15 protein-coding genes are annotated in these 18,585 nt (G+C 56.7%); 8 read left to right on the forward strand and 7 right to left on the reverse strand.

Annotated elements, in window-relative coordinates; all coding sequences use genetic code 11:
* Positions 1–361 precede the first annotated feature (361 nt).
* Together glyS and glyQ are read right to left on the reverse strand one after the other, a co-directional pair.
* The gene (gene glyS, locus ACAM29_RS14660) at positions 362–2,410 is read right to left on the reverse strand and encodes a glycine--tRNA ligase subunit beta (RefSeq protein ID WP_369624554.1); all 2,049 of its coding nucleotides are present in this window, start codon (positions 2,408–2,410) and stop codon (positions 362–364) included.
* Entirely contained in the window at positions 2,410–3,375 is a 966-nt protein-coding gene (gene glyQ / locus ACAM29_RS14665; protein ID WP_091827515.1) for a glycine--tRNA ligase subunit alpha, read from the reverse strand. Before glyQ ends, glyS begins: the two co-directional genes overlap by 1 nt.
* Before the next feature lie 155 nt (positions 3,376–3,530).
* Here glyQ and ACAM29_RS14670 point away from each other — a divergent pair, with 155 nt between their 5' ends.
* Positions 3,531–4,448: a lysophospholipid acyltransferase family protein gene (locus tag ACAM29_RS14670; RefSeq protein ID WP_369624555.1), complete on the forward strand. Its 918-nt coding sequence runs from the start codon at positions 3,531–3,533 to the stop codon at positions 4,446–4,448.
* Here the strand turns inward: ACAM29_RS14670 and ACAM29_RS14675 are convergent, their stop codons facing one another.
* The 5 genes from ACAM29_RS14675 to def all read right to left on the reverse strand — a co-directional run bounded on the left by ACAM29_RS14675 (position 4,449) and on the right by def (position 10,135).
* A complete protein-coding gene (locus tag ACAM29_RS14675; RefSeq protein WP_369624556.1) occupies positions 4,449–5,897 on the reverse strand; it encodes a TrkH family potassium uptake protein in 1,449 nt (482 codons plus the stop codon).
* A gap of 9 nt (positions 5,898–5,906) precedes the next feature.
* Complete coding sequence (gene trkA / locus ACAM29_RS14680) at positions 5,907–7,286, reverse strand: Trk system potassium transporter TrkA (RefSeq protein WP_206837675.1); 1,380 nt, start codon at positions 7,284–7,286, stop codon at positions 5,907–5,909.
* Positions 7,283–8,611 carry a 16S rRNA (cytosine(967)-C(5))-methyltransferase RsmB gene (gene rsmB, locus ACAM29_RS14685; RefSeq protein WP_206837678.1) on the reverse strand — a complete coding sequence of 443 codons (1,329 nt, stop codon included), beginning with the start codon at positions 8,609–8,611 and terminating at the stop codon, positions 7,283–7,285. Before rsmB ends, trkA begins: the two co-directional genes overlap by 4 nt.
* Positions 8,604–9,557 carry a methionyl-tRNA formyltransferase gene (fmt, locus tag ACAM29_RS14690; RefSeq protein ID WP_369624557.1) on the reverse strand — a complete coding sequence of 318 codons (954 nt, stop codon included), beginning with the start codon at positions 9,555–9,557 and terminating at the stop codon, positions 8,604–8,606. The genes rsmB and fmt overlap by 8 nt, the downstream gene beginning before the upstream one ends.
* A gap of 62 nt (positions 9,558–9,619) precedes the next feature.
* Positions 9,620–10,135, reverse strand: coding sequence for a peptide deformylase (def, locus tag ACAM29_RS14695; RefSeq protein ID WP_091827511.1), 516 nt, complete (start codon positions 10,133–10,135; stop codon positions 9,620–9,622).
* 162 nt (positions 10,136–10,297) lie between these two features.
* On the opposite strand from def, the gene ACAM29_RS14700 reads away from it, so the two are divergent.
* The 7 genes from ACAM29_RS14700 (at position 10,298) to ACAM29_RS14730 (ending at position 18,554) form a co-directional block, all read left to right on the forward strand.
* Positions 10,298–11,338 (forward strand): LysM peptidoglycan-binding domain-containing protein, encoded by a 1,041-nt coding sequence (locus ACAM29_RS14700; RefSeq protein ID WP_091827510.1) that lies wholly within the window; start codon positions 10,298–10,300, stop codon positions 11,336–11,338.
* Positions 11,339–11,350: 12 nt separating this feature from the next.
* Entirely contained in the window at positions 11,351–12,463 is a 1,113-nt protein-coding gene (gene dprA / locus ACAM29_RS14705) for a DNA-processing protein DprA (protein WP_091827509.1), read from the forward strand.
* A 138-nt stretch (positions 12,464–12,601) separates the two neighbouring features.
* Complete coding sequence (gene purE / locus ACAM29_RS14710; protein ID WP_369624558.1) at positions 12,602–13,090, forward strand: 5-(carboxyamino)imidazole ribonucleotide mutase; 489 nt, start codon at positions 12,602–12,604, stop codon at positions 13,088–13,090.
* A 3-nt stretch (positions 13,091–13,093) separates the two neighbouring features.
* Positions 13,094–14,158 (forward strand): 5-(carboxyamino)imidazole ribonucleotide synthase, encoded by a 1,065-nt coding sequence (purK, locus tag ACAM29_RS14715; RefSeq protein ID WP_369624559.1) that lies wholly within the window; start codon positions 13,094–13,096, stop codon positions 14,156–14,158.
* 187 nt (positions 14,159–14,345) lie between these two features.
* Positions 14,346–15,260, forward strand: a complete 915-nt coding sequence (hemF, locus tag ACAM29_RS14720; RefSeq protein ID WP_091827506.1) for an oxygen-dependent coproporphyrinogen oxidase — start codon at positions 14,346–14,348, stop codon at positions 15,258–15,260.
* A 1-nt stretch (position 15,261) separates the two neighbouring features.
* A complete protein-coding gene (gene aroE, locus ACAM29_RS14725; protein ID WP_369624560.1) occupies positions 15,262–16,092 on the forward strand; it encodes a shikimate dehydrogenase in 831 nt (276 codons plus the stop codon).
* An 89-nt stretch (positions 16,093–16,181) separates the two neighbouring features.
* A complete protein-coding gene (locus tag ACAM29_RS14730) occupies positions 16,182–18,554 on the forward strand; it encodes a Lon protease family protein (RefSeq protein WP_369624561.1) in 2,373 nt (790 codons plus the stop codon).
* Positions 18,555–18,585: the final 31 nt, after the last annotated feature.

Genomic DNA, 18,585 nt, shown 5'->3' on the forward strand with positions numbered 1-18,585 from the left:
CGTCAAAAGGATCTTAACTTAATTCCGTCAAGTAAAATAAATGCATAGCTTTAGGATACAACCTACAACTGGCTGGCGACTGTCTATGTTCTGGTACCAGGTATTTGAAATAATGTTGCAGCTCTGCAAGCGCAAACGGTAAGTGGAGTGCGGGTAATATCCGGAGAGCTGTGTGACAGCGCTAAGAAAGGTTTGGCAGGTTTTTATAGAGAAGCGAACCATTTGTACATGTTTTGCCAGGCAGCTGCATAAACTCTAATCGGGGCAGCTTTAGTTTCGGCGCTTACATGTTCCACGTGAAACATTAAGTGCGAAGCAAAAAAAACCCCGCAATGCGGGGTTTGTAGATTATGCCTAAGGTTTAGCCAAGCAGTGATATATCGGCAACACCGAGGAATAGCCGGCGAAGGCGAGCCAGCAAGGCAAGACGATTAAGTTTGAGCGCTTCATCATCCGCCATCACCATTACTTGATCAAAGAAGTTATCGACACTCTGGCGCAGCTGAGCCAGGCGCTCAAGTGCGTTTCGGTATTCACCACGTTCAAACAATGGTGTAATTTCGCGCTCAATCGCATCAAGCTGCTCACAAAGCTCACGTTCAGCCTGTTCGTGCAGCAGTGCGGAGTTTGTATCGGTGGAAATGTCACCGCCCTGCTTGGCCAGGATGTTACTGACTCGCTTGTTGGCAGAGGCCAGTGCTGCCGCTTCCGGCAGGTTGCGGAAGTGGTTAACGGCATCAATGCGGCGATCAAAGTCCAGTGGGCTGGTGGGACGAAGTGCATGTACTGAAAGGAACGTTTCAGCGCTGATGCCGCGGTCATCGTACCAAGCACGGAAGCGGTCGAGCATGAAATCAAGCACCCGATCTGCTAGGCCGTCGGCAGCGGGTAGATCTTGGTGCTGAGCAACAGCGATGCTGAGCAGTTCGTGCAAATCAATGTCAAGTTTATGCTCAACAATGATACGCAGAACACCGAGGGCGGCACGCCGCAGGGCGAAAGGATCCTTTGAGCCAGTAGGCGGCTGGTTAATGCCAAACAAACCGGTCAGCGTGTCCAGGCGGTCAGCGATGGCGAGTGCAATGCCTGTGCGAGTCGAAGGCAGGCTGTCACCGGCGAAACGGGGCATGTACTGCTCGTCCAGTGCCTGAGCGACCTCTTCGGCTTCGCCATCATGCAGTGCATAGTGATAGCCCATCAGGCCCTGCAGTTCAGTGAATTCAAACACCATGTCTGTCATCAGGTCGCACTTGCTCAAAGAGGCAGCGCGCTGAGCATACTGGCTGTCGCCACCAATCAGATTGGCAATGGCGGCTGCGAGTCCTTCGATGCGTTGGGTTTTCTCATAAATGGTGCCGAGTTGCTGCTGGAAAACAACACTCTTGAGCTTTTCGATGCGGGCCTCAAGAGGCTGCTTCTTGTCGGTATCAAAGAAGAATGCGGCATCTGCAAGGCGCGGGCGAATAACTTTCTCGTTACCCTCTATAACCTGCTGCGGGTCTTTGGATTCGATGTTGGCCAGTGTGATGAAGTAAGGCATCAGTTTGCCTTCGGCATCCAGCGCGTGGAAGTACTTCTGATTTTCCTTCATGGAGGAGATCAGAGCTTCGGCTGGAACATCAAGGAAGCGCTCTTCAAAACGACCGGTCAAGGCGACGGGCCACTCGTTCAGCGCTGTCACCTCATCCAGAAGATCCTCATCAATCTGGGCTGTACCGCCGATGCGCTCGCCTTCGCGAATAACCTGTTCGCGGATTATTTCACGGCGGGCAGCGAAGTCAGCAATGACCTTGCCGGTATCCAGCAGCGTCTGCTGGTAGTCGGCCGGCACCATGATCTCGATCTCATGGTTATAGTGGAAGCGGTGGCCGCGGGTTGTACGTCCAGCCTTGAGGCCGAGTACTTCGGCATCAACAACCTCATCACCCAACAGCATGACAAGCCATTTGACCGGGCGTACAAATTCGGTGCGGGAAGAGCCCCAGCGCATGCGTTTGGGGATGGGCAGTTTGTGCAGGGATTCACTGATGATCTCAGGCAGCAGAGCAGCGGTGCTCTGCCCTTTCTCCACGCCGCGATAGACGTAGTAGCTGCCTTTGGGTGTCTCCATCACTTCGAGTTGGTCGGTGCTGACGCCGCAGGAGCCTGCAAAACCCTGCACGGCCTTCTCGGGTGCCTGAGTGGCCGGGCCGCGCTTTTCAATGTTGCGGTCGGGCTGCTGTGGCTGGATGTTGCTGATCAGAACGGCCAGGCGGCGTGGTGACGCAAAAGGTGTTGCGGTCGTATAGGTGATGCCGGCTGCATCAAGGCCTGAAGTGATGCCGCTAAGGAACGCATCAGAAAGAGTTTTCAGCGCCTTGGGTGGCAGCTCTTCGGTGCCCAGTTCAACCAGGAAATCATGCTGAGACATTATTTATCCTCCTCGCAGGCAGACAGGACTTCTGCCCGGATCGCTTCAGGGGCCAGCGGGAAACCAAGTGCGCGGCGCTTCTCGAAATAGGCACTGGCGACATCACGGGCCAGCGTACGGACACGCAGAATATAACGCTGGCGCTCGGTAACGGAGATGGCGTGACGAGCATCGAGCAGGTTGAATGTATGTGAGGCCTTCAGCACCATCTCATAGGCTGGCAGCGGCAGGTCGGCAGCCAGCAATTTCTGGCATTCGGATTCGTAGTGGTCAAAGTTGCGGAACAGCGCCGGTACATCAGCATGTTCAAAGTTGTAAGCCGACATCTCCACTTCGTTCTGATGGAATACGTCACCATAACTGACGGTGCTGCCATCCGGGTAGCGTGCCCAGACCAGGTCATAGATGCTGTCTACGTCCTGCAGGTACATGGCAATGCGCTCAAGCCCGTAGGTGATTTCACCGGTGACCGGATAGCATTCAAGGCCGCCGGCCTGTTGGAAGTACGTGAACTGTGTTACTTCCATACCATTGAGCCATACTTCCCAGCCCAGGCCCCACGCACCAAGTGTTGGTGATTCCCAGTTGTCTTCGACAAAGCGCACATCATGGATCGACAGATCGATCCCCAGCCGCTCAAGTGAACCGAGATACAGTTCCTGAATGTTGTCGGGAGAGGGTTTGAGCACAGTCTGGAACTGGTAGTAGTGTTGCAGGCGGTTGGGGTTTTCACCATAACGGCCATCAGTTGGACGGCGGCTTGGCTGTACGTAGGCAGAACGCCAAGTCTCGGGGCCGATGGCGCGCAGGAACGTACAGGGGTGGAAAGTACCGGCGCCCACCTCCAGGTCCAGTGGCTGCACGATGACACAGCCCTGTTCGGCCCAGTATTGTTGCAGGGCCAGGATCAGTCCCTGGAATGTGCTAACGTCTGGAGTCACCTTGTCAGTCACGGAAATCACCATTGTTGTTGGATGTGGTCGAAATAAGAGCCGAATTATACATGATCTGCAGGTTTTATGACCTGTTGCACGGCTACTGAATAAGTGACTCAGTCACATCATCTGCGTGCATTTTCGCCATCAACCATGCCGGTGATTTATAATCATCGACTCAGTATATGAATGTAACGGAGAGCGAATTGAAACAGGTCAAGGCGATACTGGCGGTTCTGGTGCTTGGGCTGCTGTCCCTGCTGCCATTGAAAGCCTCTCAGGGGCTGGGGCGATGGCTCGGGAATCGGCAGTGGCGCAAGGGCGAAAAGGCCAAGATGACGTTCCAGACTCGGCGCAATATCAGCCGCTGCTTTCCTGAGCTGGACCCAGATGCACAGGACCAACTGGTGCATGAAAGCCTGAAGCAAACGGGCTGTTCACTGTGTGAAATGGGGATGGCCTGGCTGTGGCCGGCCAAGCGCACGCTGAAAAAAATACGTCAAATTCATAACAAAGAGATCGTCAGTGAGGCGGTTGTACAGGGCAAAGGTGTCATCCTGATAGCCCCTCACCTGGGCAACTGGGAGGTGCTTAATCTGTGGCTGTCAGCCCACTATCCCTTTACTGCCATGTATAAGCCGCCGCGGCTTCAGCTGATGGATAACCTGATCAAGCGCATGCGGGCGCGGCTGGGCACCCGGATGGCCCCGGCCGATACTCGGGGTGTGCGAATGGTGATGAAGGCACTGCGACGTGGTGAGATGGTGGGTATTTTGCCGGATCAGGAGCCGGAGGCCAGCGGCGGAATTCATGTGCCTTTTTTTGGCAATCAGGCTCTGACTATGAAGCTCCTGCCGCAGTTGGCTGCTCAGACCGGTGCGGTCGTAATTTGTGGCTATGCCGAGCGTCTGCCGCAGGCTGAGGGGTTTGATCTGCATTTTCGACGGGCTGAACATGAGATCAACAGCAAGGATTTGATACAGGCTGCCACGGCCATGAACCGCTCGGTGGAAGCCTGTGTTCGCGCCCTGCCCGCCCAATATCAATGGGAGTACCGCCGCTTCAGTCATCAGCCTGAAGGTATGCCACGCTTTTACGACTGATCACCGGCGCCAGAAGGCAGGCGTGAACAGTACCAGCATGGTGAATACTTCAAGACGCCCCAGCAGCATCGCCAGACACAGGATCCATTTTGCGGTGGGGTTGAGTCCGCCGAAATGGGCGGATACGTCGCCCAGTCCGGGGCCCAGGTTGTTGAGGGTTGCCCCCACGGCTGACCAAGCGGTGATCTGGTCCAGCCCGGTTGCCAGCAAAGCGATCAGCATGACCACGAATACGATCAGATAGACTGAAAAGAACCCCCACACTGCCTGTAAAATGCGATCCGGAATGGGTCTCTGTCCGAGCTTGACTGGAATGACGGCGTTGGGATGAATCAGGCGCAGAATCTCACGATAGCCCTGCTTCAGTATCAACAGGACACGAATCGCCTTCATGCCACCGGCGGTCGAACTGGCACAGCCCCCTACGAAAGCCAATACAAACAGCATGAACGGTAGCATGGCAGGCCAGTGAGCAAAATCTGCCGTGGCATAGCCGGTAGTCGTGGCAACGGAAACCACCATGAAAGCGGCTTTGCGCAGAGCTTCTACCGCAGGATAGGTGTGAGTCATTACCAGCACAAACAGTGTCAGCAGGATCACAAGACCGAGCAGTGACAGGTAAAACTGTACCTCGGGATCTTTCAGATAGTGTGTCAGCGTATGGTGCCGCCAGGCAAAAAAGTGCAGGCCAAAGTTGATGCCGGCTACCACCATGAAAAAGATGCCGATGGACTCGATGATGGCGCTGTCGAAATGGCCAATACTGGCGTCATGGGTGGAAAAGCCACCGATGGCGACCGTGGAAAAGCTGTGGCCGATGGCATCGAACGGCGTCATGCCAGCAAGCCAATATGCCGCTGCGCAGGCGATGGTCAGGGACAGGTAGATATACCAGAGTGCCTTTGCGGTTTCCGTGATGCGTGGTGTCAGTTTGTTGTCCTTGACCGGCCCCGGAGCCTCGGCGCGGTAGAGCTGCATGCCCCCGATACCCAGCATGGGAAGTATGGCAACTGCCAGCACGATAATCCCCATGCCACCCAGCCATTGAAGCTGCTGACGATAATAGAGAATGGAGTGCGGTAATTGATCCAGCCCCGTCATGACGGTGGCACCTGTAGTCGTCAGGCCTGAAATCGATTCGAAAACGGCATCAACCGCTGTCAGTCCCGGTGACTCGGCCAGCATCAGTGGCAGCGAACCGAACACCCCCAGCACCGTCCAGAACAGTACGGTAACAAGAAAACCATCACGGATACTGAGCTCCTGCTTGGCGGTGTAAACCGGTACCCAGATGATAAAGCCGGTCGCCAGCGTAATGGCAAAGGCGGAGATGAACGCCCAGTGTGTGGAATCCTCATAGAACAGCGACACCCCCAGAGGTGGCAGCTGGGTGATGCTGAAGATCATCAGCAGTATGCCGAGGATCCGTAAAATGACATGAAAATGCATACTGTCGCCTCAGAAGAAAGCCAGGCCTACCTGGAACAGGCGCTCGACTTCCGCAATACGCCGTTTATCGACCAAAAACAGAATGACATGATCATCGTTCTCGATGATCAGATCGTCGTGGGCGATCAAGACTTCATTGCCACGGATGATGGCACCGATCGTGGTACCCGGTGGCAGATCGATCTCCTCAATTGCGCGCCCAACCACTTTGGAGCTCTTGCGGTCACCATGAGCAACCGCTTCCAGTGCTTCAGCGGCGCCGCGACGCAGCGAATGCACGGCTGCTACATCACCACGGCGGACATGTGTAAGAAGTGCGCCAATGGTGGTTTGCTGGGGTGATATGGCGATATCGATAACGCCGCCCTGCACCAGATCGACATAGGCTGGATTGTTGATCAGGGTCATCACAGTGCGTGCCCCCAGGCGTTTGGCCAGCATGGAGGCCATGATGTTGGCTTCATCGTCGTTGGTCAGGGCGCAGAACACATCCGTGTCTTCGATGTTTTCCTCAATCAGAAGATCACGATCGGAGGCACTGCCGTGCAGCACAATGGTGTTGTTGAGGTCGCGTGCCAACAGATTGCAGCGTGACAGGTTGCGTTCGATCAACTTGACCTGATAGTCATTTTCAATAGAGCTTGCCAGGCGAGCGCCGATATTGCCGCCACCGGCAATGATGATGCGTTTGTAGGAGCGGTCCAGGCGGCGTAGCTCGCTCATCACTGCACGGATATCGCGCCGTGCCGCGATGAAGAACACTTCGTCATCGGCTTCAATGACGGTGTCCCCCTTGGGGATCATGGGGTGGTCCTGACGAAAAATAGCGGCAACACGTGTGTCGATATTAGGCATGTGCGAACGCAGGAAGGATATTTCACGCCCTACCAGTGGGCCGCCATAGTAGGCCTTGACCGCTACCAGCTGGGCCTGCCCACCCGCAAAGTCCAATACCTGAAGTGCACCGGGGTACTGGATCATACGCTTGATGTGTTGGGTCACCAGCTCTTCTGGGCTGATCAGAACATCAACCGGAATCCCCTTGTCGCTGCTGAAGATGGCGTGATCTTTCTGCAGGTAATCGTGCTCACGCACGCGCGCAATTTTGGTCGGGATGTTGAACAGTCCGCGAGCGATCTGACAGGCGATCATATTGACCTCGTCACTGTTGGTGACCGCAATCAACATGTCGGCATCCTGTGCGCCGGCCTGATCCAGTACGGATGGATAGGAAGCCTTGCCCTCTACTGTGCGAATATCAAGCCGATCCTGGAGTTCACGCAGACGAGCTGTATCCGTATCAATAACGGTGATGTCATTGGCTTCGTTGGCAAGGTGTTCAGCCAGAGATCCGCCCACCTGGCCGGCACCCAGAATGATGATCTTCATGAGGCTATGCGCTCCTCCGTTTTGGTCAGAACAGCATAATAGAAGCCATCATGGCTTCCAGGTTGAGGAAACAGCTGGCGGCCGTAAGGCCTTGATATGCCCCAGCTGGCATTAATCGGCACATGGCATGCATCAGGGTGCTGTTTGATGAAGCGCTCAATGATGCGCTCATTCTCCTGGCTGAATACCGAGCAAGTGGCGTACACCAGGCGTCCGCCCGGTGCCAGCATCGGCCAGAGGTTGCTGAGGATGCTGAGTTGTACCTGTGCCAGTGCGTTAATGTCTTCGCCACGGCGCAACAGCTTGATATCGGGGTGACGGCGAATTACACCGGTGCCACTGCAGGGTGCATCGATCAGAATGCGGTCAAAGGGTTGTCGGTCCCACCAGTCCTGACTGGTGGCGTCAGCGGTCAGCAGTCGGCATTCAAGCTCCAGTCCCAGGCGCATAAGGTTATCGGTAATGCGTTGTGCTCGTGCGGGTTCCAGTTCGACGGCGACAACATCCTGCAGGCCAGGTGTGGCCTCAAGAAGGTGGCACAGTTTGCCACCAGGTGCGGCGCATGCATCCAATACGCGCTGCCCTGCTCTTGCGTCCAGAAGCCCGGCCGACAACTGAGCGGCTTCATCCTGTACGCTGAACCAGCCCTGATCGAAACCGGGAATACGGCGTACATCTACGGCGTGCTCAAGCACCAGTGCGGTATCACTGAAATGGCCCTGTTGAGCGGGTATCTCTGCGCCCTGCAGCTTGCTTTGCGCGCTCTCCAGTGTAAGTTGGCGCTTATTAACCCTGAGGGTCATGGGGGCCTGCTGGTCATTGGCAGCAAGAATTCCCTGCCAGTGTTCAGGCCAGTTGTGCTCCAGTTTGCTGATCATCCATTGCGGGTGGTTCCAGTGGAACTGTGGATTGTCTGCAAACCCTGCTTCAAGCTGTCCAGCTTCACGCTGGTAGCGACGCAGTACTGCGTTGATCAGCTTGCGGGCCCAGTCATGGTTGAGTGCTGATGTGGCATCGACGGTCTCGTTCAGCGCGGCATGAGCTGGAATGCGGCTGTGGCGCAACTGCCATAGCCCGATTAACAGCAGGGCCTGCAGCTCATAGTCACGGTCCTGAAAGGGTTTTTTCAACAGGCTGTCGGCAATTACCTCAAGCCGGAACAGTTCTCGCATGGTGCCGAAGCAGAGTTGCTGTAACAGGGCTCGGTCCTGTTCTGGGCAGTGCTGCAGGGCATCGGGCAGATGGCTGCTGAGGGAGCCATGCTGACGCAGCAAGGGGGCCAGTACCTTGGCGGCCAGCGCTCGGACGTTGATGGAATCAGCCAAGTTTAACTCCAGTAGCAAAGCGTGCCTGATGGGCGTTCATGAGCGTTTTGATCGGTTGTGGTTTGCCACCGGGCAGCTGCAGTTCGGTCAGTAATACACTGCCTTTGCCGGTGGCCACGCGTACGGTGTCGGCAGAGGATTCGACAATGGTGCCGGGTACGGCTGCTTCAGGTTCGTGGAGGTCCGCGGTAGCGGCCCACACTCGAAGGTTGTCATCGCCAAGGCGGGTATACGCCACCGGCCATGGGTTGAAACCACGTACACAGCGTACGATAAGCTCTGCAGGTTGCGACCAGTCGATCTGTGCTTCCTGCTTTTCCAGCTTGTGTGCATAGCAGGCCTGGCTGCCATCCTGCACTTCCGGAACAAGTGTGCCGGCTGCAAGAGGTGTAAGACACTCCACCAGTGCTCTCGCCCCAAGGTCGGCCAGACGATCATGCAGGCTCCCGCTGGTATCGTCAGCCAGAATCGGGCATTCAACCTTGCTCAGCATGTCACCGGTATCAAGGCCGGCGTCCATCTGCATGATGGTAATCCCGGTTGTGTTGTCACCAGCCAGAAGGGCGCGATGAATCGGAGCGGCCCCGCGCCAGCGCGGCAGCAGAGATGCGTGTACGTTGATGCAACCCAGACGTGGTGCATCCAGAACTGCCTGTGGCAGCAGTAAGCCGTATGCCACTACCACCATCAGGTCTGCGTTCAGTTCGCGCAGTGCCTGTTGCTCAGTCGGGTCCTTGAGTGACAGAGGTTGAAATACCGGCAGGTCATGCTGTTGAGCCAGTGCCTTGACCGGGCCGGGACGCAGCTTGCGGCCACGCCCTGCCGGGCGGTCCGGCTGAGTATAAACTGCCACAATGTTGTGTTTGGTCTTGAGCAGGGCATCCAGACAGCTGGCGGCGAAATCGGGGGTGCCGGCAAAGATGATGCGCAGCGGTGTATCACTCATGGTTGGGCTCCATACAAAAACAGGCTTGCGTGTGCAAACCTGTTTAAGAACACGTGGCCGGATCAGGCCTGATGGGCTTCAAGCCGGTGCTTTTTCTCCAGCTTGCCGCGAATGCGATTGCGTTTGAGCGCAGTCAGGTAATCTACGAACAACTTGCCGTTGAGATGATCCAGTTCGTGCTGGATACACACGGCCAGCAGCCCTTCCGCTTCCAGCTCATAAGGGTTGCCGTCACGGTCCAGCGCTTTAAGCAGGATGCGATTGGGACGCTCAACATCCTCGTAGAAACCGGGTACAGAGAGGCAGCCTTCCTGCATCTGCTCCAATTCATCCTGCAATACGGTGAACTCCGGGTTGATCAGCACCAGAGGCTCACTGCCATCTTCAGAGATATCGATGGTGACGACACGCTTGTGTACATTTACCTGAGTGGCGGCAAGACCGATACCCGGGGCGTCATACATGGTTTCAAACATATCATCGACCAGTTGACGGATCGTATCATCAACCTGTTCGACGGATTCCGCGATGGTGCGTAGACGCGGATCAGGAAATTCAAGAATATTGAGCTTGGCCATAGGTAATCTGCTTTGTCGGAGGTTAAAATCCGGCTGTTTAGTGGCAAAAAGTTTGATCTGCCATCATTATACTGAATAACTTGCCTGATGCATTGCTTTGCGGCCTTCAAGCACGCTTGTGTGGCGGGTTGCCCGGGCCAGAAACTACAAGGGAGCGGAAGAATGAGAGGATTGCTTTATGGCTTGGTCGGGGCCTGCCTGTTATGGGCGGGTGTCGCGACCGCAGCGGAACGTGCCGACCGGATACAGCTCCAGGATGGGCACCCGACAGAATATGTTGTAGTCAAGGGAGACACTCTTTGGCACATTTCAGGCCGGTTTCTGCAGAGCCCCTGGCGCTGGCCCGAAGTGTGGGATGTTAACCCGCAGATTGACAACCCTCACCTGATCTATCCAGGCGATGTGGTTTACCTGACATGGGTTGATGGCCAGCCGCGACTGGGCGTCAGGCGCGGTGTTCGCAAACTGAGCCCGCAGGTTAGGGTTCAGCCCCTGGATCAGCCGATTCCGGCGATTCCACTGCGCGATATCGCAAGCTTCCTGAACGACAATATTGTGACAGAGCAGGATGTGGTTGAAACAGCTCCCTATGTTATCGGTGGTCGCAACGAGAGCATTATCGCCGGGGCAGGTGATCGCGTGTACGCCCGTGGCATACCTGTAGATGAAAATATCCAGATCCAGAGCCTTTATCGTCCGGCGCGTGAATACCATCATCCTGTAACCGGTGAGTTCTTGGGCTTTGAGCTGTACAAGGTGGCAGATGCGCAGATTACATCTCGAGATGAGGACATCCTGACACTGGATCTTCGTAACAGCCGTGAAGAGGTGCGTAAACTGGATCGCCTGCTGCCCAGTGGAGAAGAGCGAATTCAGTCAATCTTCCACCCTCAGCCGGGCCCTGATCTGACCGACGCTGTTATCATTGATGTACTGGGTGGTGTCGCTAAGGTTGGTCAATTTGACGCCGTGGCACTGAGCTTCGGTGCAGCGGATGGTGTTGAGCCTGGCCATGTATTCGCGGTTTACAAAAAAGGCGAGCTGGTTAAGGATCCGGTGACGGAAGAGGTTGTTGCGCTGCCGGCGGAGCGTGCCGGTGAGCTGATGGTGTTCAAGGCGTTCGAGCGTGTCAGCTACGGTCTGGTACTCAAGGCGACCAATGTGATCTCTGTCGGCGACGAGTTGCGCGCCCCGGGACGTTAAGGAACAGTAGTTATGAGCGATCCAAGGGAGTGGATCGCTGCCAGCCAACTGCCGGGTATTGGCCCGGCAACGCTGGCGCGACTCCGCCAGGAAGGTGTCTGCATCACACGGCTGCTCAGAGCCGAAATCGCCCTGCCCTCCACCATTCGGTTACGCCGCGATACGCTCGAGGCGATACACCAGTTCCAATATCAAGGCGCCCGATTCACTGAGGCGGATCAGCTCTTGCAGCAGGCTGATACACTGGGCATTAAGGTGTTGGGGTTCAGCCACGCCGATTACCCCGAGTTGTTGGCGGCTATTCCAGACCCACCGCTGGTACTGTGGATCAAGGGGGAAGTGGCAGCACTGAATGTGCCGCAGTTGGGCATTGTCGGCAGTCGGCATGCCAGTCGAAGTGGCGTACAACTGGCATATGATTTTGCCTCCGCACTTGCGCAGTCCGGTGTCATCGCCTGTAGCGGCCTTGCACTGGGGATTGATGCGGCGGCACATCAGGCATGTTTGGATGTTGATAGTGCCACCGTTGCCGTACTCGGGACCGGGGTCGATCGCATCTATCCGCGGCGCCATCAACGGCTGTCAGAGCAGATTCTGGCCAGCGGCGGTGTGCTGGTATCGGAATACCCGCCAGGAACAGCACCGCTGCCGGGGCACTTCCCACGTCGAAATCGAATTATCAGTGGCCTGTCAATCGGTACGCTGGTGGTGGAGGCTGCGTTGCGCAGCGGTTCCCTGATCACCGCGCGACAAGCCCTGGAACAGGGGCGCGAAGTGTTTGCCATCCCGGGCTCTATCCACAACCCGCTGAGCCGTGGCTGCCACGCGCTGATTCGGGAGGGAGCCACGCTGGTTGAAACGATTGACCACGTGGTTGAACAGGTGGGCAGTATTCTGGGGCTGTTGGTACAAGAGCCGACTCGTCATCAGGCTTCTTCGCAAAGCTCGCCATTGGCACCTGAGTTGCAGCAGCTGTTGCAAAAAATTCCCTGGGAACCGATCTGGCTGGATACGCTGGCCGGCCAGTCTGATTTGCCCCTGCCTCGCCTGCAGGCGCTGCTGATGCAGCTGCAACTGGAAGGTCTGATAGAACTGACCGCCTCACGGGTGTGTCGTATCCGCTGATCCAGTGGGGAATTTTGCCTCAGTGCTTGCTATAATTCCGCCTTTCCGTTTTCCGGTCCGGCCGGAAAACCCGACCGGATTGTACCGGAGCCGCCAGGCGGCCGGTGCTGTCAGAGTGATGACGGGAGTAGATAACCGATGAGCGCAAAAGTGGCGATCGTGATGGGATCACGTTCAGACTGGCCCACCATGGAAGAGGCGGCAACAATTCTGGGCACCCTGGGTGTCGAGTATCACACAGAAGTGGTGTCAGCCCATCGCACCCCTGACAAAATGTTCCGCTTTGCCGAAACCGCTGCTGCCAACGGTATTGAGGTGATCATTGCCGGTGCGGGTGGCGCTGCCCACCTGCCCGGGATGATTGCCGCCAAGACGCTGGTGCCGGTGCTGGGTGTTCCGGTTCAAAGCAAGGCGCTCAACGGTCAGGACAGCCTGTTGTCGATTGTGCAGATGCCGCGAGGCGTACCGGTCGGTACTCTGGCCATCGGTGGTGCCGGTGCCTTCAATGCCGGTCTGCTGGCCGCCCAGATTCTGGCGACTCGAGATTCCGCGCTGGGACAGCGCCTGGCAGCCTGGCGTCAGGCTCAGACACAAACCGTACTTGATAATCCCGATCCGCGAGGTTGAGTGATGCTGCCACGAATCGTCGTAGCCGGTAACGGCCAGTTGGGCCAGATGTTGCAGCAGGCCGGTGCACCCATGCAACTGGAAGTGATGCCGGTTGATCCCAACGCTGACGTGCAGCTGGAACTGCGTGCGGATGATGTGATCACGGTTGAGATCGAACACTGGTCTGACAGCGTCAGCGGCTTGCAGCTTAAACAGCACCCCAACTTTCGCAACAAGGTTGCCCTGCATATGGTGATCGACCGTCAGCGGCAGAAGTCGCTGCTCGATCGTCTGCAGGTACCGACCTCCCCCTGGCTGTCCCTCGAAGGCGATGATCTGCAGGCACAGCTGGAGTCGGTTGGCGAACGCGTTATCGTCAAACGCCGCCGTGGTGGCTATGACGGCCGTGGTCAGTGGCGCTGGCAGAAAGGCGATCAACCCGAAGCCGAGTGGGCAGGTGAGTGCATTGCCGAGGCGATGATTCCGTTCAGCCATGAGGTTTCACTGGTCGGTGCCCGCAATGCCGCAGGTGAAAAAGTGTTCTACCCCCTTACCTGCAACTGGCACCAGGACGGCATTTTGCGTGCCAGCATTGCCGGCCTGCCCATACCCGCCGAACAACAGCGTGATGCCGAAGCCTGGCTGGGGCGCATCATGGATGACGAAGGCTACATCGGTGTTATGGCGATGGAGTGCTTTGTGGTGGACGGCAAGTTGCTGGTCAACGAGTTGGCACCCAGAGTGCACAACTCCGGTCACTGGACTCAGGAAGGTGCCAGCATCAGCCAGTTTGAGCTGCACCTGCGCGCGCTGGCAGGATTGCCGCTGATCACCCCCGAAGTCAGCGATGTCTCGGTTATGTACAACCTGCTGGGTCGCAACTGGAAGCGCGAATGGCTGAGCGTACAGGGTGCGCATGTACACTGGTACGGCAAAGAGATCCGTCCGGGGCGTAAGGTAGGTCACGTGAACATCTGTCGGCCTGATGTGCCTACTCTTGCTGAAAGCCTGCAGGCGCTGGGTGCTCAGCTGGATGAAGAAGACAGCGTGGTTGCCGAATGGGCGCTGGCTCAGCTGGCAAGTTGAGCTATTCATCCAGGCTGTTTCATAAAGGCCTGCAGGCGAAGTAAGTGTTGACTACGCCTACGGGTGTTGTTTTATAAGGTGCGCGCCCTTTTTTTGCCTGCTCAGTCTTTTGGCTACGATGAGTGCTCTAAATTTAAAGCTCTATAGCGAAAGTAAATACTTACTTTCTTGAGAATGGAGATTATATATGTCCGTCCCTGATACCCAAGAAGTAAAACGTTATCTGCTCGATCTGCAGGAGCGTATCTGTGCTGCTTTGGAGCAGGCTGATGGCAAGGCGCGATTCGTTGAGGACAGCTGGGAACGTGCCGAAGGCGGCGGTGGTCGCAGTCGAGTAATCAGTCAGGGCGGCGTGATTGAAAAAGGCGGGGTCAATTTTTCTCACGTTTATGGCAAGGCGTTGCCGGGCTCAGCAACGGCTCACCGTCCAGAGTTGGCCGGTCGCAGCTTCGAGGCGATGGGTGTGTCACTGGTCATCCATCCTCACAACCCCTATGTACCCACTTCCCATGCCAACGTGCGCTTTTTTATTGCCGAGAAGGAAGGAGAAGCGCCGGTCTGGTGGTTTGGCGGTGGCTTCGATCTGACTCCCTATTACGGCAACGACGATGACTGTCGACACTGGCATCAGGTCGCGCACGACGCCTGTGCTCCTTTCGGTGACGATATCTATCCGCGTTTCAAGCAGTGGTGTGATGACTATTTTTACCTCAAGCACCGTCAGGAGCCACGTGGTATCGGCGGTCTGTTTTTTGATGACCTTAATGAGCTGGGCTTTGACGACAGTTTTGGCTTGATGCGAGCCATCGGCGATGCCTATGTACCGGCGATCGTGCCGATCATCGAAAAACGCAAGGATATGCCATATGGTGAGCGGCAGCGTGATTTTCAGCTGCACCGACGTGGCCGCTATGTGGAGTTCAACCTCGTATATGACCGTGGAACTCTCTTCGGGTTGCAGTCTGGGGGGCGCACCGAGTCTATCCTGATGTCGTTGCCGCCGGAGGTGCGCTGGGACTACAACTGGCAGCCTGAGCCTGACACCGAGGAAGCCGTGCTCTATGAACGTTACCTGAAACCGCGCAACTGGCTGGATGTATAACATGACCGACCTCTACGCCGTGTTTGGCAATCCGATAGCCCACAGCAAATCACCTCAGATTCATGCTCGTTTCGCGCATCAAACGGCACAGGATCTGAGCTACAGCGCCGAGCATATTAATGAGGATGCGTTTGAAGCGGCTGTTGAGGATTTTTTGCAGGGCAATGGCAAGGGATTGAATATCACGGTGCCGTTCAAGGAACGGGCCTGGGCGCTGGCGCAGTGGCGCAGTGAACGCGCTGAGCTGGCGGGCGCGGTCAATACCCTGTATCGCCTCGAAGATGGCCGCCTTGCCGGTGACAACACCGATGGAGTCGGTCTGGTGCGTGATCTGGCCGACAATAATGAAGTCGACCTGGAGGGTGCTCGGGTGCTGATCCTCGGTGCCGGTGGCGCCGTTCGTGGCGTATTGCAGCCGCTGTTGGCTGCGGGTGCCAGCTCTATCCTGATCGCCAACCGCACCCCTGCCAGAGCCGAAGCACTGGCGCAGTTGTTTGATTCGGCCGCCGGTGTAACAGGCTGTGGTTTTGATGCCATTCCGGCGACTGCCTTTGATTTGATCATCAACGGCACCTCTGCCAGCCTGCAGGGAGAGCTGCCGCCAGTTCCCGAAGCGACAGTAAGTGCTCACACAGCCTGCTATGACATGATGTATGGTGCCGAGCCCACTCCGTTCTGCCGTTGGGCACAGGCCCAGGGCGCGGGCCGGGTCATGGACGGTCTTGGGATGCTGGTCGAGCAGGCCGCTGAAGCCTTCCTGATTTGGCGCGGTGTGCGTCCCGATACGACTCCTGTTATTCAGGCGCTGCGCGAGTCTCTGACAGCCCACTGAATTTCAAAGCCTTTTCCCGCAACCGCCTTGCATCAATCAATTGTGAGGCGGTATAACAGAGAAACATTCTCTGTCTGCGGAGTGCGCGCATGGACAAGCATCTGCCCCTGGCGCCCGAGGCGCTCTATCGCAACTGCGATCCCGAACTCCTTCCTTTCAAAACCACCGAGTCACTGGAGCCCTTCACCGGCTTTTTCGGACAGGACCGTGCCATCGAAGCCATGGCCTTTGGCATCGGCATGCAGCGGCCGGGTTATAACCTGTTCGTAATGGGCAATCCGCATACGGGACGTTTCTCCTTTGCCATGGACAGCCTGAAAAGCTCGGCCAAAAAGCAGAGCAAGCCCAGCGACTGGTGTTACATCAACAACCTGAATGACAACCGCTACCCTGTCGTGCTTGAACTGCCCGCCGGACGGGCTTCCCAGCTCAAACGCGACACTCGTCAGCTGCTGGATACTGTGCTGACCGAGCTGCCGGCCGCATTTGAAAACCCCGCTTACCAGCGTATGAAAAGCCAGATTGAGCGCGAGTTCAATCGCCATTACGACGACGCCCTCAATCAGGTGGAACGCAAGGGGCGCGAATACAGCATTGCTGTCTATCGGGATGGCGCAACGGTAGGCTTTACTCCGGTCAGCAATGGGCAGGCGATGGATGAAGCGGTGTTCTCGCAGTTGCCTGAAGAAGATCGAGATGCGATCCAGGCGCATATCTCAGAACTGGAAGAGATGCTGAATGACAGCCTGACCGGTCTGCCGGTCTGGCGCCGTACCGCGGCCGAACAGATGAAAGTGCTGGACCGAGAAACTGCACGACAGGCCGTGCAGCCGCTTGTTCAGCCGCTGCGAGACAAGTACGCCAATATCAACAGCATTGTGGATTACCTGAACCACATAGAGCGTGATCTGATCCGTAACTCGGGTGATCTGGTGGGCGATGACAGCCCGCTTGAAGCCAAGACCGATGCCATGCGTCGGGAATATCTGGAACAGAACTATGGCCTGAACCTGCTGGTCGATAACCACAAAACCAAGGGTGCACCAGTAGTATTTGAGGCGCATCCCAGCTACGAGAATCTGTTTGGTCGGGTGGAATACGTCAGCGAAATGGGCTCGATGGTCACCAACTACACCCTTATCCGCTCGGGGGCATTACATCGCGCCAATGGCGGCTATCTGGTGCTGGAAGCGGAGAAGCTGTTGGAACAGCCATTCGTTTACAGTGCGCTTAAGCGTGCCCTCAAGTCTCATGAGATTCGCATCGAAAACCCGATCAGCGAATATACCGGCATCAGCGCGATCACGCTGAGTCCGCAGCCAGCGTCACTCAAGGTGAAGGTGGTACTGGTAGGTGAACGTGAAACCTACTATTTGCTGCAGGAACTGGATCACGACTTCGAGAAGATGTTCCGCGTGGTGGTGGACTTTGACGAGGATGTGCACCGTACCCCCCACTCCATCCGTCAGTATGCGCGGCTGATGAAAACGCTGGCGCAGGAAGAAAGCCTTGCGCCCCTGACTCGGCGCGCAGTGGCACGCCTTGTTGAACACAGCTCTCGCTTGGCGGGTGATCAGGAATTGCTGTCGGCCCATGTGGGGGAGTTGGTTGACCTGCTCTGCGAGTCGGATTTTCGCCGTCGCGAACAGAATGATGCCTTGATCAATGCCGAACATGTTGAGCTGGCGCTGGAGGCCAAGGAGCGCCGCACCGGCAGGCTGTCAGAGAAAATTCTGGAAAGTATTCTCAATGAAACGGTGCTGATCGATACCGAGGGTGAGGCGATTGGCAAATCGAACGGCCTGACGGTGCTGCAGGTAGGCGACGTCTCCTTCGGCAGCCCGGCGCGCATTACCGCCACGGTGCATCCCGGAAGCAAGGGTATTATCGATATTGAACGTGAGGTGACACTGGGCCAGCCGATCCATTCCAAAGGTGTTCTGATACTTTCGGGTTTTCTGGGACACACCTACGCCAGTGATTTTCCGCTGGCGGTTTCGGCAAGCCTGGCGATGGAGCAGTCCTACGGTTATGTGGACGGCGACAGCGCCTCACTGGCAGAGATCTGTACCCTGATCTCTGCCCTGACCCATATCCCGATTCGCCAGCAGTATGCGGTTACCGGCTCCATCAACCAGTATGGCGAGGTACAGGCGATTGGCGGGGTGAACGAGAAGATCGAGGGCTTCTTCCACCTCTGCAAAACCCGTGGGCTCACCGGGTGGCAGGGCTGTGTCATTCCCAAGGCTAATGTGCGTCACCTGATGCTCAAGGCCGAGGTGGTCAAGGCGGTGGAAGATGGCATGTTCCACATCTACGCCGTGGCCAGCGTGGATGAGTGCCTGGAGATCCTGATGGGTCGCACCGCCGGTGTGCGTAAGGAAGACGGCCACTTCACCCAGCGCAGCATCAATGCGCAGGTGGTGAAGCGGCTGCGGGAGATCGCCAAGGCCAAGGCCTGACCTCCTGAATCAATATGGCTGGGCAGCCCGG

This window comes from Marinobacterium sp. BA1, from assembly GCF_041155135.1.
In the GTDB taxonomy this organism is placed as follows: domain Bacteria; phylum Pseudomonadota; class Gammaproteobacteria; order Pseudomonadales; family Balneatricaceae; genus Marinobacterium; species Marinobacterium iners.